Annotated in this window: 29 protein-coding genes and 2 tRNA genes; 8 read left to right on the plus strand and 23 right to left on the minus strand. The window is 59.0% G+C overall.

All coding sequences use genetic code 11. The features are described from left to right. On the plus strand, positions 1–381 hold the full coding sequence (locus ACQKIK_RS11870; RefSeq protein ID WP_127839654.1) for a rhodanese-like domain-containing protein: 381 nt from the start codon (positions 1–3) through the stop codon (positions 379–381). A gap of 84 nt (positions 382–465) precedes the next feature. Here the strand turns inward: ACQKIK_RS11870 and ACQKIK_RS11875 are convergent, their stop codons facing one another. From ACQKIK_RS11875 to ACQKIK_RS11885, 3 genes are read right to left on the minus strand one after another with little or no spacing between them, the layout of a single operon-like run. Beyond that, positions 466–666, minus strand: a complete 201-nt coding sequence (locus ACQKIK_RS11875) for a YgaP family membrane protein (protein WP_045425862.1) — start codon at positions 664–666, stop codon at positions 466–468. A 13-nt stretch (positions 667–679) separates the two neighbouring features. Beyond that, positions 680–1,099, minus strand: coding sequence for a DUF6691 family protein (locus tag ACQKIK_RS11880; RefSeq protein ID WP_499136091.1), 420 nt, complete (start codon positions 1,097–1,099; stop codon positions 680–682). Positions 1,100–1,101: 2 nt separating this feature from the next. Further along, a complete protein-coding gene (locus ACQKIK_RS11885) occupies positions 1,102–1,536 on the minus strand; it encodes a YeeE/YedE family protein (protein ID WP_046162270.1) in 435 nt (144 codons plus the stop codon). Between the two features lie 329 nt (positions 1,537–1,865). Here ACQKIK_RS11885 and ACQKIK_RS11890 point away from each other — a divergent pair, with 329 nt between their 5' ends. Next, positions 1,866–2,156: a metal-sensing transcriptional repressor gene (locus tag ACQKIK_RS11890; RefSeq protein ID WP_499136092.1), complete on the plus strand. Its 291-nt coding sequence runs from the start codon at positions 1,866–1,868 to the stop codon at positions 2,154–2,156. A 191-nt stretch (positions 2,157–2,347) separates the two neighbouring features. On the opposite strand, the gene ACQKIK_RS11895 is transcribed toward ACQKIK_RS11890, so the two are convergent. Beyond that, positions 2,348–2,423: transfer RNA gene (locus ACQKIK_RS11895), tRNA-Gly, on the minus strand. 6 nt (positions 2,424–2,429) lie between these two features. Further along, positions 2,430–2,505: transfer RNA gene (locus ACQKIK_RS11900), tRNA-Glu, on the minus strand. A gap of 214 nt (positions 2,506–2,719) precedes the next feature. On the opposite strand from ACQKIK_RS11900, the gene ACQKIK_RS11905 reads away from it, so the two are divergent. Both ACQKIK_RS11905 and ACQKIK_RS11910 read left to right on the plus strand, forming a co-directional pair. Beyond that, a complete protein-coding gene (locus tag ACQKIK_RS11905) occupies positions 2,720–3,487 on the plus strand; it encodes a hypothetical protein (protein ID WP_177327073.1) in 768 nt (255 codons plus the stop codon). Between the two features lie 97 nt (positions 3,488–3,584). Further along, positions 3,585–4,268, plus strand: coding sequence for a glutathione S-transferase family protein (locus ACQKIK_RS11910; protein ID WP_499136093.1), 684 nt, complete (start codon positions 3,585–3,587; stop codon positions 4,266–4,268). A gap of 172 nt (positions 4,269–4,440) precedes the next feature. Here ACQKIK_RS11910 and ACQKIK_RS11915 read toward each other — a convergent pair whose 3' ends face one another. The 3 genes from ACQKIK_RS11915 to msrB all read right to left on the minus strand — a co-directional run bounded on the left by ACQKIK_RS11915 (position 4,441) and on the right by msrB (position 6,298). Further along, positions 4,441–5,319 (minus strand): ATP-binding protein, encoded by an 879-nt coding sequence (locus ACQKIK_RS11915; RefSeq protein WP_499136094.1) that lies wholly within the window; start codon positions 5,317–5,319, stop codon positions 4,441–4,443. 65 nt (positions 5,320–5,384) lie between these two features. Then, the gene (locus ACQKIK_RS11920; RefSeq protein ID WP_499136095.1) at positions 5,385–5,867 is read right to left on the minus strand and encodes a glutathione peroxidase; all 483 of its coding nucleotides are present in this window, start codon (positions 5,865–5,867) and stop codon (positions 5,385–5,387) included. A gap of 32 nt (positions 5,868–5,899) precedes the next feature. Next, on the minus strand, positions 5,900–6,298 hold the full coding sequence (gene msrB, locus ACQKIK_RS11925) for a peptide-methionine (R)-S-oxide reductase MsrB (protein WP_045425848.1): 399 nt from the start codon (positions 6,296–6,298) through the stop codon (positions 5,900–5,902). 191 nt (positions 6,299–6,489) lie between these two features. Here msrB and ACQKIK_RS11930 point away from each other — a divergent pair, with 191 nt between their 5' ends. From ACQKIK_RS11930 to ACQKIK_RS11945, 4 genes are all read left to right on the plus strand, one after another. Continuing rightward, a complete protein-coding gene (locus ACQKIK_RS11930; protein ID WP_046162275.1) occupies positions 6,490–7,701 on the plus strand; it encodes a pyridoxal phosphate-dependent aminotransferase in 1,212 nt (403 codons plus the stop codon). Between the two features lie 6 nt (positions 7,702–7,707). Continuing rightward, on the plus strand, positions 7,708–8,151 hold the full coding sequence (locus ACQKIK_RS11935; protein WP_499136096.1) for a hypothetical protein: 444 nt from the start codon (positions 7,708–7,710) through the stop codon (positions 8,149–8,151). A gap of 114 nt (positions 8,152–8,265) precedes the next feature. Beyond that, a complete protein-coding gene (gene htpX / locus ACQKIK_RS11940; RefSeq protein ID WP_045425840.1) occupies positions 8,266–9,138 on the plus strand; it encodes a protease HtpX in 873 nt (290 codons plus the stop codon). Positions 9,139–9,259: 121 nt separating this feature from the next. Continuing rightward, a complete protein-coding gene (locus ACQKIK_RS11945) occupies positions 9,260–9,904 on the plus strand; it encodes a DUF2959 domain-containing protein (protein WP_499136098.1) in 645 nt (214 codons plus the stop codon). Between the two features lie 110 nt (positions 9,905–10,014). Here ACQKIK_RS11945 and ACQKIK_RS11950 read toward each other — a convergent pair whose 3' ends face one another. The 15 genes from ACQKIK_RS11950 to ccmA all read right to left on the minus strand — a co-directional run bounded on the left by ACQKIK_RS11950 (position 10,015) and on the right by ccmA (position 23,266). Beyond that, positions 10,015–10,677: a thiopurine S-methyltransferase gene (locus tag ACQKIK_RS11950; RefSeq protein WP_499136430.1), complete on the minus strand. Its 663-nt coding sequence runs from the start codon at positions 10,675–10,677 to the stop codon at positions 10,015–10,017. A gap of 67 nt (positions 10,678–10,744) precedes the next feature. Continuing rightward, a complete protein-coding gene (locus ACQKIK_RS11955) occupies positions 10,745–12,151 on the minus strand; it encodes a sigma-54-dependent transcriptional regulator (RefSeq protein ID WP_499136100.1) in 1,407 nt (468 codons plus the stop codon). A gap of 4 nt (positions 12,152–12,155) precedes the next feature. Continuing rightward, a complete protein-coding gene (locus ACQKIK_RS11960; protein ID WP_499136432.1) occupies positions 12,156–13,262 on the minus strand; it encodes a sensor histidine kinase in 1,107 nt (368 codons plus the stop codon). A 212-nt stretch (positions 13,263–13,474) separates the two neighbouring features. Continuing rightward, positions 13,475–14,944, minus strand: a complete 1,470-nt coding sequence (locus ACQKIK_RS11965; RefSeq protein ID WP_499136101.1) for a sigma-54 dependent transcriptional regulator — start codon at positions 14,942–14,944, stop codon at positions 13,475–13,477. A 402-nt stretch (positions 14,945–15,346) separates the two neighbouring features. Beyond that, positions 15,347–15,643, minus strand: coding sequence for a flagellar protein FliT (gene fliT / locus ACQKIK_RS11970; RefSeq protein ID WP_045425823.1), 297 nt, complete (start codon positions 15,641–15,643; stop codon positions 15,347–15,349). Between the two features lie 126 nt (positions 15,644–15,769). Then, on the minus strand, positions 15,770–16,201 hold the full coding sequence (locus ACQKIK_RS11975) for a hypothetical protein (RefSeq protein WP_081262941.1): 432 nt from the start codon (positions 16,199–16,201) through the stop codon (positions 15,770–15,772). Between the two features lie 27 nt (positions 16,202–16,228). Next, a complete protein-coding gene (ccmI, locus tag ACQKIK_RS11980) occupies positions 16,229–17,449 on the minus strand; it encodes a c-type cytochrome biogenesis protein CcmI (RefSeq protein WP_499136102.1) in 1,221 nt (406 codons plus the stop codon). Next, positions 17,446–17,919 carry a cytochrome c-type biogenesis protein gene (locus tag ACQKIK_RS11985; protein ID WP_499136103.1) on the minus strand — a complete coding sequence of 158 codons (474 nt, stop codon included), beginning with the start codon at positions 17,917–17,919 and terminating at the stop codon, positions 17,446–17,448. The genes ccmI and ACQKIK_RS11985 overlap by 4 nt, the downstream gene beginning before the upstream one ends. Then, positions 17,916–18,446 carry a DsbE family thiol:disulfide interchange protein gene (locus ACQKIK_RS11990; RefSeq protein ID WP_046162282.1) on the minus strand — a complete coding sequence of 177 codons (531 nt, stop codon included), beginning with the start codon at positions 18,444–18,446 and terminating at the stop codon, positions 17,916–17,918. Before ACQKIK_RS11990 ends, ACQKIK_RS11985 begins: the two co-directional genes overlap by 4 nt. Position 18,447: 1 nt before the next feature. After that, positions 18,448–20,421, minus strand: coding sequence for a heme lyase CcmF/NrfE family subunit (locus ACQKIK_RS11995; protein ID WP_499136105.1), 1,974 nt, complete (start codon positions 20,419–20,421; stop codon positions 18,448–18,450). Further along, positions 20,418–20,885 (minus strand): cytochrome c maturation protein CcmE, encoded by a 468-nt coding sequence (gene ccmE, locus ACQKIK_RS12000; protein ID WP_499136106.1) that lies wholly within the window; start codon positions 20,883–20,885, stop codon positions 20,418–20,420. Before ccmE ends, ACQKIK_RS11995 begins: the two co-directional genes overlap by 4 nt. Beyond that, positions 20,882–21,058 (minus strand): heme exporter protein CcmD, encoded by a 177-nt coding sequence (ccmD, locus tag ACQKIK_RS12005; RefSeq protein ID WP_045425807.1) that lies wholly within the window; start codon positions 21,056–21,058, stop codon positions 20,882–20,884. Before ccmD ends, ccmE begins: the two co-directional genes overlap by 4 nt. After that, a complete protein-coding gene (locus ACQKIK_RS12010) occupies positions 21,055–21,807 on the minus strand; it encodes a heme ABC transporter permease (RefSeq protein ID WP_499136107.1) in 753 nt (250 codons plus the stop codon). The genes ccmD and ACQKIK_RS12010 overlap by 4 nt, the downstream gene beginning before the upstream one ends. Positions 21,808–21,962: 155 nt before the next feature. After that, the gene (gene ccmB, locus ACQKIK_RS12015) at positions 21,963–22,634 is read right to left on the minus strand and encodes a heme exporter protein CcmB (protein WP_045425801.1); all 672 of its coding nucleotides are present in this window, start codon (positions 22,632–22,634) and stop codon (positions 21,963–21,965) included. After that, positions 22,631–23,266: a cytochrome c biogenesis heme-transporting ATPase CcmA gene (ccmA, locus tag ACQKIK_RS12020; protein ID WP_499136108.1), complete on the minus strand. Its 636-nt coding sequence runs from the start codon at positions 23,264–23,266 to the stop codon at positions 22,631–22,633. The genes ccmB and ccmA overlap by 4 nt, the downstream gene beginning before the upstream one ends. Positions 23,267–23,318 lie beyond the last annotated feature (52 nt).

Below are 23,318 nucleotides of genomic sequence, written 5' to 3' on the forward strand. Positions count from 1 at the left end.
ATGAAAAATGCACACGACCTCGTCGAACAGGCCCGGACCCGTATCCAGGAAATACTCCTTGGCGATGCCGAAGCGGCAATCCAGGCGGCGGATATTGTGATCGATGTACGCGAAGCCGATGAGTTTCGCGAAGGCCATATCAATGGCGCCACAAACATTCCGCGTGGCCTGTTGGAATTCAAGCTAAGCGGTACACCCGAGCTGGGCGCACGAGACATGAACATCGTGCTCTACTGCAAGACCAGTGGCCGCGCAGCGCTGTCAGCTGCATCGCTGCAAGACATGGGCTATCTACACGTGAAATCGATCGCCGGCGGTTTCGATGCTTGGACCGAAGCCGGCAAGCCGGTAGCGAAACCGAGCCTGCCGAGCTTTGAGTAACCTCGCAAAATCAGTATGTCCATAAAGCAGAAAACCGACGTCAACGTCGGTCTTCTGCTGGACAAGCCTGCCTCCGCATCCTGGTCAGGGCTTGGTACTGCACGCCTTGCAAGTCTTGATTCCGAGCAGCGTATAGGCCGGGCAAAAGCGGAAAAGGCCGGTGGCTAGGGGCAGCAGACCAATCCAGCCCCAGACGCCAATCATGCCAGCTAGAGTAAGGCCGATTAGCGCAAGGCCGATGACGATCCGCAGTGTGCGGTCGATGGTTCCGATGTTGGCTTTCATAATGACCTCCAGGTCAGCAAGCGCGCCGGCGTTCCAGCGCGGAGAACAGCAACATCCCGCCGAGCATGGCAAGGACAAACAAGAGCACCTGCCAGTGACCGCTGAGCAACACGGCGATCGCCGGGCCCGGACAAATACCGGCAATGCCCCAGCCCACACCGAACAGCAAACTACCGCCGACCAAACGACCATCAATCTCGCGTTTGCTGGGCAATTGCATCGGGGCGTCAAGCAACGAGCGCTGGCGCGCCTTGGCCAGGCTGAAGGGCACCAGCGCCGTCCCGATCGCTCCGACCATGACCATCGCCAGCGACGGATCCCAGGCGCCGAACAGATCAAGAAAGCCAATCACCTTGGCTGGGTTGGCCATGCCCGAAAGCAGCAACCCCAGCCCGAATAGCAGGCCGGCGGCAAACGAGGTCAGCTTACGCATAGTCAGCCCCCTAGAAGATGACGAAGGACAAACACGGTAGCGAAACCGGCTGCCATGAAGGTCAGGGTCGCCACGATCGAGCGCGGGGACAGCCGGGAGATGCCGCACACTCCATGGCCACTGGTGCAACCGGAGCCATAACGAGTACCGATGCCGACCAGCAATCCAGCCACTCCTAGCCCAAGCCAACCCGACTGAAACTCCAAGGCTGGTAAGGAGGTAAACGACACCCATAACAACGGCGCCAGCAACACGCCAACAATGAACACCAACTTTTCCCCCCGCCCCTCAGCATCGCGCTCCAGCAGGCTGGCAAGCAGACCGCTGATACCGGCGATACGGCCATTGAGCAGAACGAACAGCCCGGCCGCCGCACCAATCAGCACGCCGCCGGCCAGCGCGGTCCAAGGAGTGAAGTTGCCCCAATCGATCGTCATAGCTGGTCATTTCCGAAACAGGTGGCAATGGGAGATGTCATGCCCGACACCACCGAAGCCCGGCTCTCCGACGGGCCTGTTCGCCCTGACGCCCGATGCCGAGGAGTGTTCGCAACAGCGTCACAGGCTTATCCAGCCTGGCCGCCATCAATGAACATAGTTAATCGCATGACAATATATTTATCAATATATTGTTATGCCGCATAGACTGAAAGAAGTTGGCCGTAAGCGGTGGCATCGATAGCATGCCCCTACCGGTATGCCAGGCTGACCGATCCCGGCGACCGAGCATGTCAGCAGACGCCCTTTTCGTGACGCCAGGTATCAGCATGAATGATCAGACAACTCCCACCGAATCCGTAAAGTTACAGGATCAACAGCAGGCCATGCTGAAACGGCTGGCGAGGGTTGAAGGGCAGGTGCGGGGCATCCAGGCCATGATCAAACGCGGCGAGGACTGCGAATCGATAGCCCAGCAGTTTTCCGCCGCTCGCAGCGCATTGGACAAGGCCTATCGGCTGATGCTGACTTGCCTGATTGAAGAGGCTATGCACGATCAGGCTCAGGACACAGGCGAGACGCTGGCGCGCGTGCGCAGCATTTTTACCAAGTACACCTGAACAAAAAGGTGCGCGCAGTGGCGTCTGTGAGATAGCCAAAACCTTCGAAGAAACGTCAGAAGGCGACTACCCGGACCATCCAGATATCCGCAGCGGCAAGCGGATAAACGAGTGTCCAGAAACGAAAAAAGCGACCCTTTAGGTCGCTTTTTTAGCGCTTCGATATCTTTCAAAAAGACTCGGAGCAAATTTGGAGCGGGAAACGAGACTCGAACTCGCGACCCCGACCTTGGCAAGGTCGTGCTCTACCAACTGAGCTATTCCCGCAAATAATGGCGTCCCCTAGGGGACTCGAACCCCTGTTACCGCCGTGAAAGGGCGGTGTCCTAGGCCACTAGACGAAGGGGACGCTGCCCGGAAGCTACTGCTTTTATCCGGCTTTCAACGTTTCGCTTTAGGGCTTCACGCTGCAAGTGGCGCGCATTCTATGGAGGTCGTTCATGGTCGTCAAGCACCATCTAGAAATATTTTATGAACCCAACGTATAGCAAGCGTTGAGCTATCAGCTTGCCAGCCAACGCTCTACACTCGGAAAAAATCGCTCGGTCAGAGAGGTGCGTTTCGTGTCCCCAGTTCTGATTACTGGATTGGTCATTGCCGGCCTGTTCATCCTGATTGCAATTGGCGTCATCAATCAGATCGTAGAGAAGAACGGCTTGGAAAAGGCGCGCGTCCGCGCCGAACTCAGCGACCGCATGCGCCGCTGTGCCAACCTCTCCGAGAGTTTTCCAGGCCAGATGATGACGCCGGCACTCAAGCTGTTGCTGACGCGCCTGGAGCTGGGTCTGGGCGAGCAACTGCTTCCCCTAGACAAGAAGAACGCCACGCTCGGCCCCCGGCTCGCTGCTCTACGTAGCGCTGTTGCCGAAGGCGAAGACATTCCCGTAGCAAACGCGCCAGTCAAGGTCACCACCGAAGCACAAGCGAAGGAGATTCGCCTGCTGATGGAAGACCTGCATGCTCAGATTGTCTGGGCCAACAAGCAGAACCAGTTGGATACCACCGCTGCCAAGCGCTGGATCCAACAGATCCAGCGGATGATGGTGATGCTGCATGTCGAGTACTTCAGCAATATCGGTCAGCAGTCGCTTCAGCAGGGTAGTGCGCACAAAGCGCGCCTGGCTTTCGAGCGCGGTATCCAGCACATCCGCAAACAGCCCAACCCGGCCGAGTATCAAACCCAGTTGAGCAAGCTCGAAGCAAGCTACAGCCACGCTAATAAGCTCGAGCAGACGGAACAACAGCCGAAGCTTGACGAACCGAGCCAGCTCGCCGAAGGTCTGAAGAGCCTCGAAAGCGAAGACGATTGGAAAAAGAACAACATCTACTAGGTACAGAGCGGACGAATTGAGACGGCGCTCCGAGCGCCATGCTCAACTGAACCTCCGGCGTCCGCCTGCTGCCCTGCCCTGCCGTGGAGAACTCGTCATGCCCATAACCGTATTCGGTGCCCCCCTATCGCCCTTCGTTCGCAAGGTACGCCTTTGCCTGCAGGAAAAAGGCCTGGACTATGGGCTAGAAATCGTAATGCCATTCACGCCGCCCGAATGGTATCTGCAACTCAATCCACTCGGCCGCATCCCAGCCATGAAGGATGACGAGCTCTGCCTGGCCGACTCCAGCGTGATCTGCCAATACCTCGACGAAGCTTACGATCAAACTGTTCGGCTGTATGGCGCTAACCCGACCGATCAAGCGCAGATACGCTGGCTGGAAAAATATGCCGATTACGAGCTCGCACCGCTGACGACATTCGGGGTTTTCCGCAACCGCGTCCTGAAGCCGAGCTCGGGCAAGCCCTGCAACGAGGAAACCGTACAGGCCGCATTGAACGAGAAGCTGCCACCGCACTTCGACTACCTTGAGCGTCAGCTGGGGGAGAACGACTTTTTCATTGGCGAGCAACTGTCGATGGCCGACATCGCCGTTGCGTGCCAGCTGATCAACATGGAACACGGCGGCGAGGTGGTCGACGCGGGTCGCTGGCCGGCCCTGGTCGCGCACTACTCGCGTTTGAAAGCACGCGCATCGATAGAGAACGTGCTGCCCGGCGAGCAGCGTATGACCGCCAAGCTCATCGAAATGGGCAAAAGGCCAACACCGCCGAACTGAACCTGACGAGCGCCGCCCCGGAACCAAGCACCAGCTTCGGTTCCTAGGCGGGCCTCCCGCAAATGAGCAGTAGAGCGCCGAGGCTCACCAACAGGTGTGTCCCGCAGGGCATGGCCTGTTTATAACGCACGCGTTGGTCAATTGGAGGTCCGGCAGCAGCCTAACCGCTTGCCTACAGCAGGCGAATCCCCGCCCACTGCCGAGCAAACTGATAAGCGCAACGGCCATTGCGATTGCCGCGAGCTGTGGCCCAGCGAATGGCGTCCTTTTCCAGCTCGTCGTCCCAGCTCCAGCTCAGCCCCGCCCGTGTCGCCAGCGAGCCGATCCAGTGCCGCACCACGTTGAGGTAATGCGCCTGGCTGAACGGGTAGAACGACAGCCAAAGTCCAAAGCGATCCGACAGCGCAATCTTGTCCTCTACCGCCTCGTTTGGATGCAGCTCTCCATCCACCATCTGCCAGTTTTCGTTGTCGCTCTGACGCTCAGGCACAAGGTGCCGGCGATTCGAAGTGGCATACAGCAAGACATTCTCGGGGGCCCGCTCCAGCGAGCCGTCCAACACGCTTTTCAAGACCCGATACTCGCCCTCGCCCGCCTCGAACGAAAGATCATCACAGAACACCACAAAATGTTGTGCCTGCCCGGCAAGCTGATCGACCAGTTTCGGCAGATCAGCCAGATGGTCGCGTTCGATTTCTATAAGGCGCAGGCCCGCCGGTGCATATTCAGCCAACAATGCTCGGATCAAAGAAGATTTTCCGGTACCGCGCGCGCCCCAGAGCAGGACATGATTCGCCGGCAGCCCTGAAACGAACTGACGGGTGTTGCGCGACAACAGCTCGCACTGCCGGTCAATGCCGATCAAATCGTTTAGCTTCATGTCGAGCGACACATTTAGCGCCTGCAGGTAGCCGCCCTGCCCTTCACGATACCAACGCGCGGCCAAGCTCGTATCCCAATCCAGCGGCGCACGCTGCGCAGGAAGCAAGGGTTCCAGGCGCGACATCAGCGCATCAGCACGCTGTAAAAAAGCTTTGAGCTCGGCATCCATTCAACGTCTCCAAAACGATCGCGGCTGCAGCGTACAAAAGCGCTGTGGCGGCCGGGAAATATAGGTTACAAGCAAGCTTCGATATGCGCTGTCAGCGCGTCCGGCGCGGTTCGAGACGAAAAGCGCCTCACCGAACGCCCATCGTCGGTGACCAGAAACTTAGTGAAATTCCACTTGATCGCCTTGCTGCCCAGCAAACCGGGCGCGCGCTTTTTCAACTCCATGAACAAAGGGTGAGCATCGCCTCCGTTGACCCGGATCTTGGCGAACATCGGAAAGCTGACGCCGAAGTTACGCTCGCAGAACGCAGCGATCTGCGCCTCGTCCCCCGGCTCCTGATGGCCGAACTGATCACAGGGAAACCCGATCACCACCAGCCCCTGCTCGCGATAGCGCTTCCAGAGCGCTTCAAGGCCCTTGTATTGGGACGTGAAGCCACATTGACTGGCCGTATTAACCACCAGCAGAGCCTTGGCGCCAAAATCAGACAAAGTCTTCTGTTGGCCATCGATCGTGAGGCAGGGAATATCCAAGAGCGCATCGTTCATGGGGTGCTCCATTGAAGCGTTGCGAAGCGCCTTTACGCGTCGCGCGGCTTGTGATTGAGAGACGCTGAATTGATGCAGTAGCGCAGCCCGGTCGGTGCCGGACCATCCGGGAATACATGCCCCAAATGGGCATCACAGCGAGCGCACTTGACCTCAATGCGATGCATGCCGTGGCTGAAGTCGTCAATGCTGGCAATGGCTGTATCGCTAACCGGCTGAAAGTAGCTCGGCCAGCCACAGCCTGAATCGAACTTGGCGTCAGAATCGAACAGCGGTGCATCACAGCAGGCGCAGTGGTAGATGCCGGGCGCCTTGGTGTCGTTGTACTTGCCGGTGAACGGTCGCTCGGTCGCACCCAGACGGCAGACCTGAAATTGCTCGTCGGAAAGTTCTTCACGCCAGGTTTCGAGCGGTTTCTCAAGCTTATCCATCGGTACACCTCATGAGCTTAAAAAGGCACCTCTGTACCTTTTCCGGGGATCAGGCCGCACGTATGATGCGGTGCTCTTAAGACGCCTAGTCTGGCAGCGGGGTTTCACACTGCCAAGGCGCCCGGGTTCACGCCGTACGCAGCCAGCCCTTCAGAACGGCAGGCGCGTCATCACTTCGGGACACAAGGATCATGCAGGTCAGCAAATCGAACAAGCTCGCCAATGTCTGTTATGACATCCGTGGGCCAGTGCTCAAGCACGCCAAACGCCTGGAAGAGGAAGGCCATCGCATCCTCAAGCTGAACATCGGCAATCCGGCGCCATTCGGTTTCGAAGCCCCTGAGGAAATTCTTCAGGACGTGATCCGCAATCTGCCCACCGCCCAGGGCTACAGCGATTCCAAAGGCCTATTCAGCGCACGCAAGGCGATCATGCAGTACTACCAGCAGAAGCAGGTAGAAGGCATCACCATCGAAGACATCTATCTCGGTAACGGCGTGTCCGAGCTTATCGTGATGTCCATGCAGGCCCTGCTCAACAACGGCGATGAAGTGCTGATCCCGGCCCCGGATTACCCGCTGTGGACGGCCGCCGTCAGCTTGGCGGGCGGCAAACCGGTGCATTACCTCTGCGACGAGCAGGCCAACTGGTGGCCGGACCTGGCCGATATCAAAGCCAAAATCACGCCCAACACCAAAGCGCTGGTGCTGATCAACCCGAACAACCCGACCGGTGCGGTATACCCACGCGAAATATTGGCAGGGATGGTCGAACTGGCCCGTCAACACAAGCTGGTACTTTTCTCCGACGAGATCTACGACAAGATTCTGTATGACGAGGCAGTGCACATCTGCACCGCATCGCTTGCCCCTGACGTACTGTGTCTGACCTTCAACGGGCTATCGAAGTCCTACCGCGTTGCTGGCTTCCGCTCCGGCTGGGTAGCGATCTCCGGTCCCAAGCACAAAGCGCAGAGCTACATCGAAGGCATCGACATCCTGGCCAACATGCGCCTATGTGCCAACGTGCCGTCTCAGCACGCCATCCAGACCGCCTTGGGCGGCTACCAGAGCATCAACGATCTGGTGTTACCACCAGGCCGCCTGCTTGAGCAGCGTAACCGGACCTGGGAACTACTCAACGACATTCCCGGCGTCAGCTGCGTCAAGCCGATGGGTGCGCTTTATGCGTTCCCACGGATTGATCCGAAAATCTGCCCCATCCACAACGACGAGAAGTTCGTCCTAGACTTGCTGTTATCAGAGAAGCTACTGATTGTTCAGGGGACGGCCTTCAATTGGCCGTGGCCGGATCACTTCCGCGTGGTCACCCTGCCCCGCGTGGACGACCTTGAGCAGGCTATTGGCCGAATCGGCAACTTCCTCAAGACCTACAGTCAGTAGTGTTGGATGGATCTGCAAATCGATGACTTCTACCGGGACGCCGCGGCCGGGCTGCTGACGCTCTATCAGGCCTTTCCGCGGAAAGTCGCGCTGTACGTCGAGGACCTCATCGGCCATGAAGAACCCGATGAGTTCGGCCTGCCCAGCAAGCGCCATCAAGGCTGCCTCAGCGCGCTGATATGGCTCGCCGAGGAGGGCTATCTGCGCTTCGAGAGCACCATTCATTTTCAGGCGCTCGACCAGGCTGTTCTCACCGAGAAGGCATTCCTGCGACTGACTGGCACCATCCGCGATGCCTTTGCCGGTCTCGACTCACTGCCGCCGAGTGTCCGTCGGGTCCAGTCCAGCCTGGCGCATCAGCTACGCGAAGCGTTGCGTGAAGCGGACAGCGAGCGGCTGGCACAACTGACGCGCCAGCTGTTCGACAGCTCACTGCCTGAGCGCAGCTAAGCCCAGCCGGGCGGCAGGCGACATAGCTTGAAATAGTCGCTCGGTTGAATCGAGCCGGGCCGCCCCTTATATAGCCTATCGTTCTTTACTGTTCCTCTTGGAGTCTGCCGCAACATGATGCGCATTTTCTTGTTTCTGGCCACCAACCTGGCTGTGCTGGTCGTCGCTAGCATCACCCTCAAGTTGCTTGGAGTAGATCGCTACACGGGTCAGAACTACGGCAGCCTGCTGGCTTTCTGCGCCGTCTTTGGTTTCGCTGGTGCACTGATTTCGCTGTTCATCTCCAAATGGATGGCGAAAATGAGTACCCGTACAGAGATCATCACCCAGCCGCGCACGCGTCACGAACAGTGGTTGTTGCAAACCGTCGAGCAGCTGGCCCGTGATGCCGGCATCAAGATGCCAGAAGTGGGTATCTTCCCTGCTTATGAAGCCAACGCCTTCGCCACCGGCTGGAACAAGAACGATGCGCTTGTCGCAGTCAGCCAAGGGTTGCTCGAGCGCTTTTCCCCGGACGAAGTCAGGGCCGTACTGGCCCACGAGATTGGCCACGTTTCCAACGGCGACATGGTCACGCTTGCATTGATCCAGGGCGTGGTAAACACCTTCGTCATGTTTTTTGCACGCATCTTCGGCAGCTTCGTCGATAAGGCGATCCTGAAGAACGAAGATGGCCATGGCATCGGCTATTTCGTTGCGACGATCTTCGCCGAACTTGTGCTGGGGATCCTAGCCAGCATCATTGTCATGTGGTTCTCACGCAAGCGTGAGTTCCGCGCTGACGAAGCGGGGGCTCAGCTTGCCGGGACCAGCGCGATGATCGGCGCCCTGCAGCGTCTGCGCGCAGAACAGGGCGTGCCAGTCGACATGCCGGACAGCCTCAAGGCCTTCAGCATCAACGGTGCCCTGCGCAACGGCCTGGCCGGCCTGCTGATGACTCACCCAACGCTGGAAGATCGTATCGAAGCCTTGCGCCAGCGCGGCTAAGCGAGCGAACCGAAACAAGGGCGGCATACACAAGCCGCCCTTTTTTTTCGTCTGCGATTTGCACGTAGTGGCTGTATGCCTGTCGAAGCAAGCGCCGTCTTCAGAAAAGGAACATCTCAACATGCGCCGCTTCTTTCTACTCGCCATCGCCCTGCTCACCCTGGCCGGCTGCCAGAGCGCCTATTACTCGGCAATGGAGAAGGTCGGATTGCATAAGCGCGACATTCTGGTTGACCGCGTCGAGGATGCGCGCGACTCACAGCAGGAAGCCAAGGAGCAGTTCAAGGATGCCTTGGAGCGTTATCGCAGTGTGGTTCAGGTTAAAGGCGGTGAGCTTGAAGAGCGCTACGAGGCGCTGAACAATGAGTTCGAAGCCAGCGAAAACAGCGCTCGCGAAGTGCGGGAAAGGGTCGAAGCCGTCGAGGATGTCGCCGAGGCGCTTTTCGAGGAATGGAAACAGGAACTCGGCGAGTACAGCAACGCAAGCTTGAAAGCGGCCAGTCAACGAAATCTGGAACGCACCCAGAAAGACTATCGTGTGCTGCTGCAACGCATGAAGGCAGCGGAAAAGCGTATCGATCCGGTGTTAGACGTATTGCGCGACCAGGTACTGTTTCTCAAGCACAACCTCAATGCACGCGCGATCGGCGCCTTGCAGGGCGAATACCGCACGCTGGAAGGGAATGTCGATCAGCTCCTCGCTGAAATGCAACGGGCCATAGACGAAGCCGACGTGTTTATCCGTCAACTCCAGCGCAACCAATAACCGAGATAACCGGCTAACGCTGGTGGCGAAATGGTCGGGCGAAAACCACAACGGGCACACCGCGGCGCGCCCGTCATCTCAACAGCTGTCAGCACGACAGTCGATGCGCGCTAGGAGAGTTCACCGAGTCGGTAGCAGCTTTCTTCTAGGCGAGTGAGGCCACGCTGAAGAAATCTCCAATTGCTTTCGTTCAACACGTTGGCGCGCTCCAGCAGGTCGACTTTCCAGTGCGCGCCCAAAGACATTCGAACTTCAGCAGTACTCACCGCGAATGGCGGGCCGGACATCTGCTCCTGCTGGTAATCCAACGTGATCAGCAGCCCCTGACAGTTTGGCGCAAGGATGCTGGCTAGATGGTTGACGTAACGCCGACGCATGTCGGCGGGCAATGCGATCAGCGCAGCCCGGTCGTATAGCGCCTGGCAGTCGGCCACATCAGCCGGTGTCATGGCGAAGAAATCGCCACAGCGGATTTCCACCATACCTGCCCGGTAAACCTTGAACTCACCCTGGATGCTGACGTTCGGGACTAGCCCGTGCTCGGAGAAAAAATCCTCGGCTGCGCGCTCGCTCAGCTCTACGCCCAACACCGCAAAACCCTGATCGGCGAGCCAGGCCATGTCGAGACTTTTCCCACACAACGGCACCAGGACACGAGTCCCTTGCGCTAACTTCAAGCTGGGCCAATGGCGGCGCAGGTAGGGGTTGACCTCGTTTAGATGGAAGCCGATTTCGTTACGTGCCCAGCGACGCTGCCAGAACGCTTCGTCCATGTAGAGACCCTCTTGAGCGATGTTGGTCGGGGAGCTTATCAGAGCCACCTTCGTCCGGAACCCCGCTTCAACCGGAGCGCAGCGCCGACTCCGGGTCCATACCGGCATCGCGCATCTGAGCCAGTTTGTAACGAAGCGTCCGTGCACTGATACCTAGACGGTCAGCCGTCTCCTTACGGCGCCCGCGCTCGGCACGCAGGGTCTCGAGAATGAGTTCGAACTCACGACGGCGCAGGTCTTCACCCAACGCGCCAGCGACCTCGGCCGGCACTGAAACGGTCGCCGGGGCAGATTGCGTCGACACGATTGCGCTAGCGGCAGTACGCGCCAGCGAGGCGAAGCCGGCAGCAGCTGTCAGATAGAGGTCATCCGGCCGAATAAATCCGCCCTGCTGCAGGATAAGGGCTCGCTGAATCGCGTTGTCGAGCTCACGCACGTTGCCGGGCCAGGAATATCCGAGCAGGCACTGACGCGCCTCAGCTGTCAGTCTCGCGCCTGGCTGACGCATCTTTGCCGCATGATTGGCCAGCAACCGCTCGGCCAGCGGCACGATATCCGCCGGCCGATCGCGCAATGCCGGCCAGGCGAGCGGAAAGACCGAGAGACGGTAGAACAGGTCTTCACGGAAGCGCCCGCTGCGAACCTCCTCAGCCAGATCACGGTTGGTCGTGGCGACGATACGGATGTCGAGCGGTATCGGCTTGCGTCCACCCACACGCTCGACCTCACGCTCCTGCAATACACGCAGCAACTTGGCTTGTAATGCCAGCGGCATTTCGGAGATCTCGTCAAGCAGTAGCGTACCGTGATCAGCCAACTCGAACTTGCCTGGCTGCGTCGCGATGGCACCAGTGAAGGCGCCCTTCTCATGACCGAAGAGCGTCGCCTCCAGCATGTTTTCTGGAATCGCAGCGCAGTTGATGGCCACGAACGGCTTGTCGGCTCGCGATGACTGCTGATGAATAAAACGAGCTAGCACTTCTTTGCCAGTGCCCGACTCTCCTGAAACCAGCACCGTCGAATCGCTTTGTGCCACCCGTGCCGCCAGCGCCAGCAGTTGCCGACTCGCAGGTTCAACCGCCACAGGCCCCTGCATTTCGGTCGCACCAAGCTGGCCAAAGGCATGCCGGCCGACCAGGTCGAGCAACACCTTGGGTTCGAACGGTTTGACCAGGTAATCCACAGCCCCTAGGCGCATGGCCTCGACGGCGCGCTCGACGGCACCATAGGCAGTCATCAACAAGACAGGCGTTTGCGGATACCGTTCGCGCACAATTGCCTGCAAGGCATGGCCGTCTATGCCAGGCATGTTTACATCACTGACCAGCAGGCCGAAACTCTCCTGATCAAGCGCATGCAACGCGGCCTCAGCGGACTCCACCGCGCGGTAGGCATAGCCGCCCAGTTCGAGGGTATCGCCCAGCGCTTCGCGCAAAGCACGATCATCTTCGACCAGTAGAACTTTAACGCCCATAGGGCTACTCCGAATGTGCAAGCGAGGCCAGCGGAAGCAGCGGTAGCTGCAACGTGGCGCAGGTTCCTCTGCCCGGGCGAGAACGCAGTTCAAGCGCGCCCGAATGCGCTCGCGCTACCGAGCTGACGACGGCCAGGCCGAGGCCGGTCCCGGTTGCCCGTGTGGTGAAAAAGGGCTCGCCAAGTCGGGCCAAGGTCGCTGCATCGATGCCTACACCGTTGTCGCTGATGCTGATACGCAGCATTGAACCTCGTGCAAAGAGATGAACCTTCAGTTTTGTATCGCCAGTCGCCGCCTGGAGCGCATTTTCGATCAGGTTGAGCAGTGCACCGACCAAGGTGTCGCGATTGCACAACAGTGCACCGGTCCGGGCGTCGCATTGCCAGCGAACGGCGACGCCCTCTAACTTCATCTCGGTCGCCGCACGCAGCGCTCCCAGCAACTCAGCGGGTGTTAGCCGGTCCTCCAGCGGCAGATCACCCCGCGCGAAAACCAGCATGTCACGAACCTGGTGTTCCAACTCGTTCAGCCGGTCCTTCAAACGACCAGCAAACCGCTGCTGATGCTCGACCGACAATCCGCCCTGTTCCAGATGGCTTGCATACAGCAGTGCTGTCGATAGCGGGGTGCGGATCTGATGAGCCAGCGACGCCACCATACGGCCCAGCGCAGACAAACGCTCATGACGCGCCAGTTGCTCTTGCAGCCGCCGTGTCTCCGTCAGATCGGTCAGCAGCACCAGCTGCCCAGGCTCAACGTTCAAGGAACGGGTAGCGATAGAAACGCGACGCCCATCCCTCAATGAGATTTCGTGACCGTCATCCCTACGAGGCGAGAAACTCCGCGCGATCACCTCGCGCCAGAGCGCCCCTTCGAGCGGTGCGCCAAGCAGCTCGAGCGCAACCGGATTCGCTTCGCGAACCATACCCTGGCCGTCGATGACAATCACACCGCCAGGCAACAGGTCCAGCAGGCTTCGCAAGCGGCTCGCCAGGCGCTCCTTCTCGTCGAATTCCTGCAGGCGCTGCGCAGCGCTCTCCGCAAGCTGATCCTTCAACTCGGCTACCCGTGCCTGCAGCATGAACTGGGACTCGCCCAACCGGCCGGACATGTGATGGAACAGTGCGAGCGATTGTTCAAGCTCGTCGCTTGAGCCGGCCTTGGCCGGGAATTGGACGGGATCAGGAGAGCAGGTCGCTGAAGTCACTGGCACACGTTTCCGTCAAAAGATGGTCGGTAACGTGAAGGTCAGCAAGGATCATGCCCGAGATGACAGATCAAGGAAGGGCCACGCCGCAAGCAAGAGCGGCGTGGCAAAGGAAATTACTCGTCGAGATCGTCTTCGCGACGGTTCATTCCGTATTTACGCATCTTTTCTACCAGCGTGGTTCGCCGTACCCGCAGACGCTCTGCAGCACGCGCCACAACGCCGCCTGCATCTTCCAGCGCCTGCTGGATAAGCCCTTGCTCTAGGTTGCCCAGGTAATCCTTCAAATCAAGGCCTTCTACGGGAAGCATGGCATGCGCATCCGCCGGAATGATCGGGGCGTTTATTGCTGCACGCTCTTCCATCTCGTCATGCAGGCTGGTCGCGTACTGCTCATCGTCGTCATCGACGTGGCGGAATTTCTTTGGCAGCTCCATCACACCAATCACGCCGTACGGGTGCATGATGGCCATGCGCTCGACGAGGTTAGCCAGCTCCCGTACGTTACCGGGCCAATCGTGGCGACAGAGGGACATGATCGCCGCCGAATTGAAACGGATGGAGCCCCGCTTCTCGTGTTCCATGCGCGAGATGAGCTCGTTCATCAGCAGCGGAATATCCTCGATGCGCTCGCGCAAAGGGGCCATTTCGATGGGAAACACGTTAAGCCGGTAATAGAGATCCTCGCGGAAGCTGCCATCCACGATCATTTTTTCCAGGTCTTTGTGCGTTGCAGCGATGATGCGTACGTCGGCGTTTTGCGTACGGTTGCTGCCCACGCGCTCGAAGGTGCGCTCCTGCAGGACGCGCAGCAGCTTGACCTGCATAGGCAGCGGCATGTCGCCGATCTCATCGAGGAACAGCGTCCCGCCTTCGGCCAGCTCGAAACGACCGGCTCGCGAGGTGATCGCGCCGGTAAACGCCCCCTTTTCATGACCGAACAGCTCGCTCTCAAGCAACTCCGCCGGAATCGCTCCGCAATTGACAGGAACGAAAGGCCCATTACGACGCTTGGAATGATAGTGCAGGTTGCGTGCAACAACCTCTTTGCCGGTTCCCGACTCACCGAGAATCAGTACGCTCGCTTCAGTGTCTGCAACCTGCTGCATCATCTGACGTACATGCTGAACTGCACGACTGGTGCCTACCAGGCTACGAAACAGATTTGGCTCGCGCTGCCGACCACGCGCCTTCGCCTTATCGTTCATGTCCCGGTAGATCTGGGCCCGGTGAAGCGAATCGAGCAGTTTGTTGTAGCTCGGCGGCATCTCCAGGCTAGTCAGCACGCGCTGGCGTATCTCATCCGGCCATTCAGCCGGTGCGGGCTCTCCAATCAACAGCAGGGGCAGGTTCTCGTCCCACTTGCTGATCTGCTTGAGCAACTCCACGGCGCCGCCCTTCGCTGCAACATCACCAAGCATCACGCCGAGTATGCTGCGGCTTGATTCCAGTGAATCGACCGCAGCCTGCCATTCGCTGCTGGCGCACGACAAATGATCTTCGCTGAGAAAGTTCAGAATGACCGTCAGATCCCGGCGACGATCCTGATCGTCGTCTATCAACAAAATTTTGGTTTCACGCCACATCTTGTTTATAGCTCTAGAGGCTGAAAGAAAGCCCGCACACGTCCTTGGCAGAACGGCAGCGTCATCGGCAGATAGCCGGTAGTTAATTAAAAAAAACGGCCTGAGTCAAATTTATGACGTGATTCAACGACAAAATAGCAAGGAATGCATTCTGTTATTGACGTAGAGCAACTCGTTATGAACGAGCCGGGAGATAACGCGTTCGGCTTTGGCGCGTTTGGACTAGCTCAGGAGATCGAGACAGAACCGTCTGATTTCGAGCGGAAAGCTCAACTGTACGCCTAAGAATACCGTTGCTGACGCGTGCGTTTGAACTGCTTTGGTCTACCTGATCCGTTAAAATCGGGCGGTGAAAATCGGCAACTCTCCGCGACCAATGGTCGCGGCAGCTTTCGAGAACTATCAGCCGAATAATTTGTAGATATTGGCTCCTTGCTGCGACTGGTTGAGCTGTATCAGCTCATCTGCAACACGCTGCTTCTCGCTCTGACAAGTGGTGACCAGTTCACGGTAGAGGTACACCAGCTCTTGCAGACGCTGCCGAATTGCTGAGTCGTCCTCACGAGGCTCGACCATCGCAGCCTCAACAACTTGACGGCATTGCAGGTCAAGCACGCTGATCGCTGTCCAGTCCTGCTGAGCCATGGCGTCACGCAAGGCGTTGCCGGTTTCCTCAAGACGTTTGACTGCTGCACTCATGAATCCGCTCCGAATGAACTGGCAACAAGGCCGAACCGATACCGCCTGAACCTCTGTCCGCGGCGCCTGATACCTTATCGGCAACGTCCACGTCGCCTTTAATTGCCACAGCGGAAAAATGTACGGTCAGTGCAGGCTGCGCAGCCCCGTCGGGACGCTAGGTGGCGCTACCGGCTCCCAGGGACCACCAGGCCGACCGGCGCAATACCAGTCGCCATCCCAGCGGTAGTAGAGACGCTCGCGATAGAACAAGTCCTGCCCTTCCACAACGTAGACGCCCAGACGGTTGTCCCAATGCGCAGCAGCATGAGGAGGCGGCGCATAACGTGGATGGCTTTTCTGGGTTGCCGGCGGGCGCGGTGCCGGTGGGGTGCGCACTGGGGGAGGCGTAGCAACCGGTTCGCGAGGCGGCGCCGATTCGGGCGGTGCCGGGTCGCGTGTAGGTCCGGACGCCTGGTAAGGATTGCCCGCACAGGCCCCAAGCAGCAACGCCAGCGTTACTACTGCGCTAACTCTGGCCAGGCGCTGAAACCTTGTTGAAACCCGCTCCTCCAGCATAATCAGTCGTCTCCCGAACCCCTGCGATCAGGGTGCTACAGGTTGGTCGATAGTCAGCTTGATCGCATCCGCATCATCCGGCGCCAACGGTTCGCTACTGCCTTGCCACTCACCGTGAGTAGCGTTCCCATCTCGGGATACGCGGGCAAACAATTTGACTTGTTCAAAGTTGGACAATCGAAGCTGCGGAGTCATTGCATCTGCGTCACTCAAGTTAACCGTCGCGGGTAAATCGGCAACCGTTATACGTTTCACAGCCAAGGGCATCGGCGGGCCGGACAACGCACGGGCGAAGATGAATACGGCATCGGTCGGTCGAACCTTGTCGACCACCTCGGCAGCCAGTTGCACTTCGACCGTCAGTCCCGCCCCGGTCTCGGCAACCATCTCGCCGGCCGGCTTGGTCACGCTCGCCGGAGCCGACTCGCCGAGCTGCTCGCGCGCACGAGCGATACCGCCCTGAATGGCTTCACGCGATGGATCTTCAGCTGGCAGCGTTGCCACCAACCGCTCCCAAAACCCTATCGCCTCCGCGAACCGCTCTTCTTCGTAGGCCGCAATACCCAACAGCCCGAGACTAGTGACCTCGTGTGGATCACCGCGTAAGGCCTCGTCGGTCAGCTGTTGCAGCTGCTTGGACCATTGACGGTCACCAGCGAAATAGAGCGCCTGCGCCCACTGTCCCAGGAGTTCCGGCTGACGCCCCGCCAGCTGGACGACCTGCTCGAAAGCGGTAGCAGCATCCGCTGGGCGCTCTCGGTTCATATAGGTCTTGGCCAGGAAATACCAGGCCTCCGCGGACTCGGGCTGAGCCTTTACGGCGCGCTCCAGCCGTCCGACCATCTCTTCCATCGTCGCGGGCTGCTCAGTGAACTCCCGCGCCAACTGCAGCTTGTCGCTCGCACCCCAGTGCAGGTAGAGACCATATGCAACCAACGGCACAAGGATAGCCGCGATCAGCGGCACAGCCCGACCCAAATGGTTATTGTGGCGAATAGTGGTGGTGCCCTCGGTGTCATCAAGCAACTCGCGCGCCGCATCGGCGCGCCCGGCCTCGAGCTGTTCTGAATCAAGGGTTCCGGCCGCCTGTTGCGCCGCCAGCTCTCCAAGCCGCTCCTGGTAAAGCGCGACATTCAACGCCGTCCGGTCTTCTTCGGCCTGCACACCACGCCCACGCAACAACGGCAGCAGCAGGAACGCCAGGGCGGCCAGCAGCAACAGGCCTGCACCTATCCAGAAATCGATCATGGTTCTTTTCTATCCAACAACGTGGCCAGGCGCTCACGCTCGGCCTCGGAAAGGGTGTTCGACGCGGGCTTATCGGACGCACGGCGACGACGTATCAGGATGAACGCCAAGACGGCGAATCCAATCACCAGCAGGACAATCGGTCCATACCAGAGAACAAGCGTTTTGGCATTGACGGGCGGTTTGTAAAGAACGAAGTCGCCGTAACGGGCGACCAGGTAGTCGACGATCTGCTCGTTGCTCTGCCCGTCTTCCAACATGCGGTAGATTTCACGGCGCAGGTCCATGGCGATCGGCGCATTGGAATCGGCAATGTTCTGGTTCTGGCACTTCGGACAGCGCAACTCTTCCACCAACGTCCGGTACCGCTCGCGCTCGGCCTCGTTTTTGAACTCGTAGGCATCAATCGCCGCCGACGCGCTGCCCAGCAGACAGAGAGTCAGCAGAAGCCCCTGAATCAGCTGCTTCATTCGTCCACCAGTTGTTGATAAAGCGCGGCAAGCTGTTCACGCCACACACGCTCGTCTATGACGCCGACATACTTGTGACGGATGATGCCCTGCTTGTCGACGAAGAAGGTTTCGGGCGCACCATACACACCCAGATCCAGCCCCAAGCTGCCCTGCTCGTCGCGAATGTTCAGCTGGTAGGGATCGTGAAAGTCTTTAAGCCATTTCTGCGCTGCCGCATTGTCATCCTTGTAATTGACGCCATGGATGACCACGCCCTGCTCTGCAAGCTTGTTCAACACTGGGTGTTCGACCTTGCAGGCGACGCACCAGGTTGCCCAAACGTTAACCAACGCTGGCTTGCCCTTAATGTCCTCGGCGGTAACGACCCTCTGGGGATCCTCGACCGAGGGCAGCGAGAACGAAGGCAGCGGCTTGCCGATCAACGCCGATGGCAACTCGGTCGGGTCCAGAAACAGACCGCGATAAAGAAACACGGCGACGAGTAGGAAAATCGCCAGCGGTAGCAACATCAACAATCTTTTCATCTCAGGCTCCTTGCTGCGCCAAACCGAGCGCCTCACGTACACGGGTCCTGACCTTCACCCGGTAACGTTTGTCGCTCACCGACAGCACGCCCCCCAGCGACATCATCAGCGCACCTAACCAGATCCAGCGCACGAACGGCTTGATATGCACCCGGACCGCCCAAGCACCGTTTTCCAGCGGCTCACCCAACGCCACGTAGAGATCCCGAGTGAAGCCCGCGTCAATGCCCGCTTCGGTCATCGGCATCTGTTGCACGGTGTAGAGGCGTTTCTCCGGATACAGTGTCGCCACCTGCTTGTCACCTTCGAAGACGCGAATGGTGCCTTTGTCAGAGGTGAAGTTGGGACCTTCGAAGTGCTTGGCACCGTCGAACACGAAACTGTAACCACCGAGCTGCAGCGACTCGCCTGGAGCCAGGCGCAGATCGCGCTCGTCGCTCTGCTGACTCGTCAGCACCACACCCAACGCGCAGACCACCAGACCGAAATGCGCTAGCTGCATGCCCCAGTAACTCGGCGCAAGGCTACGCAATCCCTTCAGCAATCCCTTGTGGCGGGTCTTGTCGAGGATATCGCGCACACCAGCGCTCACCACCCAGCCGGCAAGCATGCATACAGCCAGCACAGCCCAGTGGAAGTCACCGAAGAGCATCGAGCCCAGACCGCCAAGAATGGCGCTGGTGATCAGCACGGGGGTCAGCATGCCGATCAACCATTTGACCGGCGTGTTCTTCCAGCGCACCAGCACGCCCACACCAAGGGCAAGCATCAGGGCGCCAACCAGCGGCAGGAACATCGCGTTGAAATAAGGCGGGCCGACCGAAAGCTTGGTATCGGATAGTGCGTCTAGCAGCAGCGGATACAAGGTGCCCAGCAGGATCATCGAGGTGGCAACGACCAACAGCAGGTTATTTACCAGCAGCAGCGTTTCACGCGACCACAGGCCAAAACCGATCTGGCTCTTTACAACCGGCGCACGCAGTGCGAACAGCGTGAGCGAGCCGCCGATCACGACCAGAAGAAAAGCCAGAATGAAGACGCCGCGCGCCGGGTCAGTGGCGAAGGCATGTACCGACGTAAGCACCCCAGAGCGGACCAGAAAAGTGCCTAGCAAGCTGAGCGAGAAGGCAGCGATTGCCAGCAAGACGGTCCAGCTTTTGAACACGCCACGCTTTTCCGTAACCGCCAGCGAGTGGATCAAAGCGGTGCCCACCAACCACGGCATGAAGGATGCGTTTTCTACCGGATCCCAGAACCACCAGCCGCCCCAACCGAGCTCATAGTAGGCCCACCAAGAACCCAGGGCGATGCCGGTACCCAGAAAGGCCCAGGCGATCAACGTCCAAGGACGCGACCAGCGCGCCCAGGCCGCGTCCAGACGTCCACCGAGCAATGCGGCGATGGCGAACGCAAAGGCTACCGAGAAGCCGACATAGCCCATGTAGAGCATGGGTGGATGCACCACCAGCCCGAAGTCCTGAAGCAGCGGGTTGAGATCTCGCCCGTCCATCGGCGCCTGCGGCAGTAGCCGCTCGAACGGATTCGACGTGACGATCAGGAACAGCAAAAAGCCGATGCTGATCAGACCCATTACACCCAACACCCGCGCCAGCATGTCCTCCGGCAACTGGCGCGAGAAGATCGCAACCGCGAAGGTCCAGGCGGACAGAATAAACGCCCATAGTAGTAGCGAGCCCTCGTGCGCGCCCCATACGGCGCTGAACTTGTAGTACCAGGGCAAAGCGCTGTTGGAATTCTGCGCCACGTAAGCAACGGAGAAATCGTCCACCATGAAGGCATAGGTGAGACAGGCGAAAGAAAACGCCAAAAATGAGAACTGGCCCCAGGCGGCCGGTTGCGCCAGCCCCATCCATTGGCTGTCGCCGCGCCAGGCACCGATCAACGGCAGCGTGCCCTGCACAACGGCCAGACACAGCGCCAGAATCATCGCGAGATGACCGAGTTCAGGGATCATTTCGCGTACTCCTGCTCGCCACTGCTGTAGGGCTTGCTCTTGCCACTTTTCTCCAGCGCTGCGGTGACTTCAGGCGGCATGTAGTTTTCGTCATGCTTGGCCAGCACTTCGTCAGCGACCAGGACGCCGTCCGCGTTCACGCGCCCCAAGGCAACGATGCCCTGCCCCTCACGAAACAGATCAGGCAAGATCCCCTGGTACTGGATAGTGACCGCTTCAGCATAATCGGTGACACGAAAGGTCACCGTCAGCGAATCGTTACTGCGTTGTACCGAGCCCTCTTCGACCATTCCGCCTGCCCGAATTCGCGTGCCTTCAGGCGCTTCGCCTGCCGCGATCTGCGTCGGTGTGTAGAAGAGGTTGATATTCTCTTGCAGGGCGGACAATGCCAGCGTTACCGCAACACCGACGCCAGCCAGAATCGCCAGAATGATGAACAGACGCTTCTTGCGCACAGGATTCACTTCATTTCCTCCCGGCGCAAACGACGCGCCTCGTCTTGCAGATAACGCCGACGCGCCATGACTGGCAGCGCCACGTTGAGAATCAGAACCGCCAGGCTGATGCCGTAGGACGTCCAGACGTACAGACCATGGTTACCCATGGCGATGAATTCCGAAAACGACGAAAAATTCATGCTTTACCCACCAGTGCTTTCACTTCCGCTTTGACCCAGCTGCTTCTCGACTCACGCCGTAGCACCTCGAGGCGCATGCGCATCAGCAGAACCACCGCAAAGAAACAGTAGAAGCCCAGCACCATAACCAGCAGAGGCAGCCACATTTCCATCGGCATGGCCGGCTTTTCCGTCACGGTGAAGGTGGCCGGTTGGTGAAGCGTGTTCCACCATTCAACCGAATATTTGATGATCGGGATGTTCACTACTCCCACGATCGAGAGCACGGCACAAGCCTTGGCTGCGCTGTCGCGATTGGAAATGGCCTGCCCCAGCGCAATAATGCCGAAATACAAAAACAGCAGGATCAGCATCGAAGTCAGACGAGCATCCCACACCCACCAAGCCCCCCAGGTGGGCTTGCCCCAAACCGCACCGGTGACCAGTGCGATGAAGGTCATCCAGGCACCAATGGGCGCCGCTTGCTGGAGTGCAACGTCGGCCAGCTTCATTTTCCACACCAGCCCGACCAGCCCCGCCACCGCCAGCATCACATATATGGACTGCGCTAGAAACGCTGCCGGAACGTGGATATAGATGATCCGGAAACTGTTGCCCTGTTGGTAATCCTCCGGGGCAAACGCCAAGCCCCAGATCACCCCGATCCCAACCAACAACAATGCGGCCCAGGTCAACCATGGCAGCCAACGACCGCTGATGCCGTAGAACCATTTAGGCGAACCCAGCTTGTGGAACCATGTCCAGTTCATAGAGCCTGCCTCACGCCTGCTACGTTTGCCGATACTGCGCCGAAACTGGGCAACCGCCGCTTGTTCGGGATCATGAAACCCATCGTTGCGATAACCGCTCGCCTCGCATCGGCTAACTGCGTTCCGCTATTGGATAGAAACATTCTGCCAATCCGTCATTCGCCGACACTGATTCTCAGGCCGGCCGCTATTGCAAAGGGTGTCAGGGTAACTGCCAGGGCAGTCAAGCTGGAAAGCCACAACAGATAGCCGAGCGCAGGCAACCCTTGCAGGGCTGCCTGCAATGCTCCGCTGCCCAGGATCAAAACGGGGATATATAGCGGGAGGATAAGCAGCGCCAGCAGCAAACCGCCGCGCTTGAGCCCGACGGTCAAGGCCGCCCCGACTGCCCCCAATAGGCTCAGCACCGGCGTACCCAGCAGCAGCGACATCAGCAGCACCGGCAGTGCGCTGACCGGCATGCCCAGCATGAGGCCCAGCAACGGCGCCAGAAGCACCAGCGCCAATCCGGAGAACATCCAGTGTGCCAGCACCTTGGCGAGAACCAGAAGCGCTAAGGGGTGCGGCGAAACGACCCACTGCTCAAGCGATCCATCTTCGAAATCACTGCGAAACAGGCCGTCCAGCGAAAGCAGCACTGCCAATAACGCGGCGACCCAGATCAGCCCGGGCGAAATAGTCTGCAACAGCTGCGACTCAGGACCGACCGCCAGCGGGAACAGAGCGATGACGATGGCAAAGAACACCAATGGATTGGCCAGTTCTGCCGGTCGACGGAACAACAGCCGACTTTCGCGAGCCAGCAACAGCGTAAAGACGTTGCTCATGCGGCTCGCTGCCCCAGATCGATCTCGCGGAAGCCCGCGGGCTTCTCAACGAGCGAATGATGAGTGGTCAGCACGACCATGCCGCCTTGTTCGCAGTGGGTCGCCAGATGCCGTTCAAGCTGGGCCACGCCACCCTTATCGAGCGCCGTGAAGGGCTCATCGAGAATCCACAAAGGGGGCGGCGATAGGTACAGCCGGGCCAACCCAACCCGGCGCTGTTGACCGGCGGAGAGCGTATGGCAGGGCACGTCTTCGAAACCGCGCAGTCCCACAGCATCGAGCGCCTGCCAGATGGCATCACGCGACGCCGGCTGATGCAATGCGCATAGCCAGGTGAGATTTTCCTCGGCGCTTAGCAAGCCCTTGATGCCAGCCGCATGACCGATCCACAACAAATTGCGGGCCAATTCGCCGCGCTGGCTTTCTAACGTTTTCCCCTGTAGCAAGACCTCCCCGGCGGTTGGCTGCATCAAGCCAGACAGCAACCGCAGCAGGCTCGTCTTGCCACTGCCATTGGGGCCGGCGATCTGCAACATTTCCTCTTTGACGATCTGCAGGTCTAACCTCTCGAACAGCAGGCGCCAGTCTCGCTCGCAGGAAAGCGCCACAGTTTCAAGAAAGGGACTGGACACGCTAGGGCAACCTCAAGATGAAAGGAGCCCGGCCGCTACATCGTGATCGGGC

Origin of the sequence: Pseudomonas sp. NPDC047961 (assembly GCF_050272435.1) — a bacterium.
Classification (GTDB): domain Bacteria; phylum Pseudomonadota; class Gammaproteobacteria; order Pseudomonadales; family Pseudomonadaceae; genus Stutzerimonas.

Coding starts and splice junctions, on each gene's coding strand:
- ACQKIK_RS11880 (WP_499136091.1), bottom strand. CDS start 1,099: ATGCGTAAGCTGACCTCGTTTGCCGCCGGCCTGCTATTCGGGCTGGGG.
- ACQKIK_RS11990 (WP_046162282.1), bottom strand. CDS start 18,446: ATGAAAAGATTGTTGATGTTGCTACCGCTGGCGATTTTCCTACTCGTC.
- ACQKIK_RS12010 (WP_499136107.1), bottom strand. CDS start 21,807: ATGAACTGGACATGGTTCCACAAGCTGGGTTCGCCTAAATGGTTCTAC.
- ACQKIK_RS11965 (WP_499136101.1), bottom strand. CDS start 14,944: ATGTGGCGTGAAACCAAAATTTTGTTGATAGACGACGATCAGGATCGT.
- ACQKIK_RS11935 (WP_499136096.1), top strand. CDS start 7,708: ATGGATCTGCAAATCGATGACTTCTACCGGGACGCCGCGGCCGGGCTG.
- ACQKIK_RS11890 (WP_499136092.1), top strand. CDS start 1,866: ATGAATGATCAGACAACTCCCACCGAATCCGTAAAGTTACAGGATCAA.
- ACQKIK_RS11910 (WP_499136093.1), top strand. CDS start 3,585: ATGCCCATAACCGTATTCGGTGCCCCCCTATCGCCCTTCGTTCGCAAG.
- ccmB (WP_045425801.1), bottom strand. CDS start 22,634: ATGAGCAACGTCTTTACGCTGTTGCTGGCTCGCGAAAGTCGGCTGTTG.
- ACQKIK_RS11995 (WP_499136105.1), bottom strand. CDS start 20,421: ATGATCCCTGAACTCGGTCATCTCGCGATGATTCTGGCGCTGTGTCTG.
- fliT (WP_045425823.1), bottom strand. CDS start 15,643: ATGAGTGCAGCAGTCAAACGTCTTGAGGAAACCGGCAACGCCTTGCGT.
- ACQKIK_RS11945 (WP_499136098.1), top strand. CDS start 9,260: ATGCGCCGCTTCTTTCTACTCGCCATCGCCCTGCTCACCCTGGCCGGC.
- ACQKIK_RS11930 (WP_046162275.1), top strand. CDS start 6,490: ATGCAGGTCAGCAAATCGAACAAGCTCGCCAATGTCTGTTATGACATC.
- ACQKIK_RS11975 (WP_081262941.1), bottom strand. CDS start 16,201: ATGCTGGAGGAGCGGGTTTCAACAAGGTTTCAGCGCCTGGCCAGAGTT.
- ACQKIK_RS11885 (WP_046162270.1), bottom strand. CDS start 1,536: ATGACGATCGATTGGGGCAACTTCACTCCTTGGACCGCGCTGGCCGGC.
- ccmI (WP_499136102.1), bottom strand. CDS start 17,449: ATGATCGATTTCTGGATAGGTGCAGGCCTGTTGCTGCTGGCCGCCCTG.
- ACQKIK_RS11920 (WP_499136095.1), bottom strand. CDS start 5,867: ATGAACGATGCGCTCTTGGATATTCCCTGCCTCACGATCGATGGCCAA.
- ACQKIK_RS11985 (WP_499136103.1), bottom strand. CDS start 17,919: ATGAAGCAGCTGATTCAGGGGCTTCTGCTGACTCTCTGTCTGCTGGGC.
- ACQKIK_RS11875 (WP_045425862.1), bottom strand. CDS start 666: ATGAAAGCCAACATCGGAACCATCGACCGCACACTGCGGATCGTCATC.
- ACQKIK_RS11915 (WP_499136094.1), bottom strand. CDS start 5,319: ATGGATGCCGAGCTCAAAGCTTTTTTACAGCGTGCTGATGCGCTGATG.
- ccmD (WP_045425807.1), bottom strand. CDS start 21,058: ATGAATTTTTCGTCGTTTTCGGAATTCATCGCCATGGGTAACCATGGT.
- htpX (WP_045425840.1), top strand. CDS start 8,266: ATGATGCGCATTTTCTTGTTTCTGGCCACCAACCTGGCTGTGCTGGTC.
- ACQKIK_RS11955 (WP_499136100.1), bottom strand. CDS start 12,151: ATGGGCGTTAAAGTTCTACTGGTCGAAGATGATCGTGCTTTGCGCGAA.
- ACQKIK_RS11950 (WP_499136430.1), bottom strand. CDS start 10,677: ATGGACGAAGCGTTCTGGCAGCGTCGCTGGGCACGTAACGAAATCGGC.
- msrB (WP_045425848.1), bottom strand. CDS start 6,298: ATGGATAAGCTTGAGAAACCGCTCGAAACCTGGCGTGAAGAACTTTCC.
- ACQKIK_RS11870 (WP_127839654.1), top strand. CDS start 1: ATGAAAAATGCACACGACCTCGTCGAACAGGCCCGGACCCGTATCCAG.
- ACQKIK_RS11960 (WP_499136432.1), bottom strand. CDS start 13,262: ATGTCCGGCCGGTTGGGCGAGTCCCAGTTCATGCTGCAGGCACGGGTA.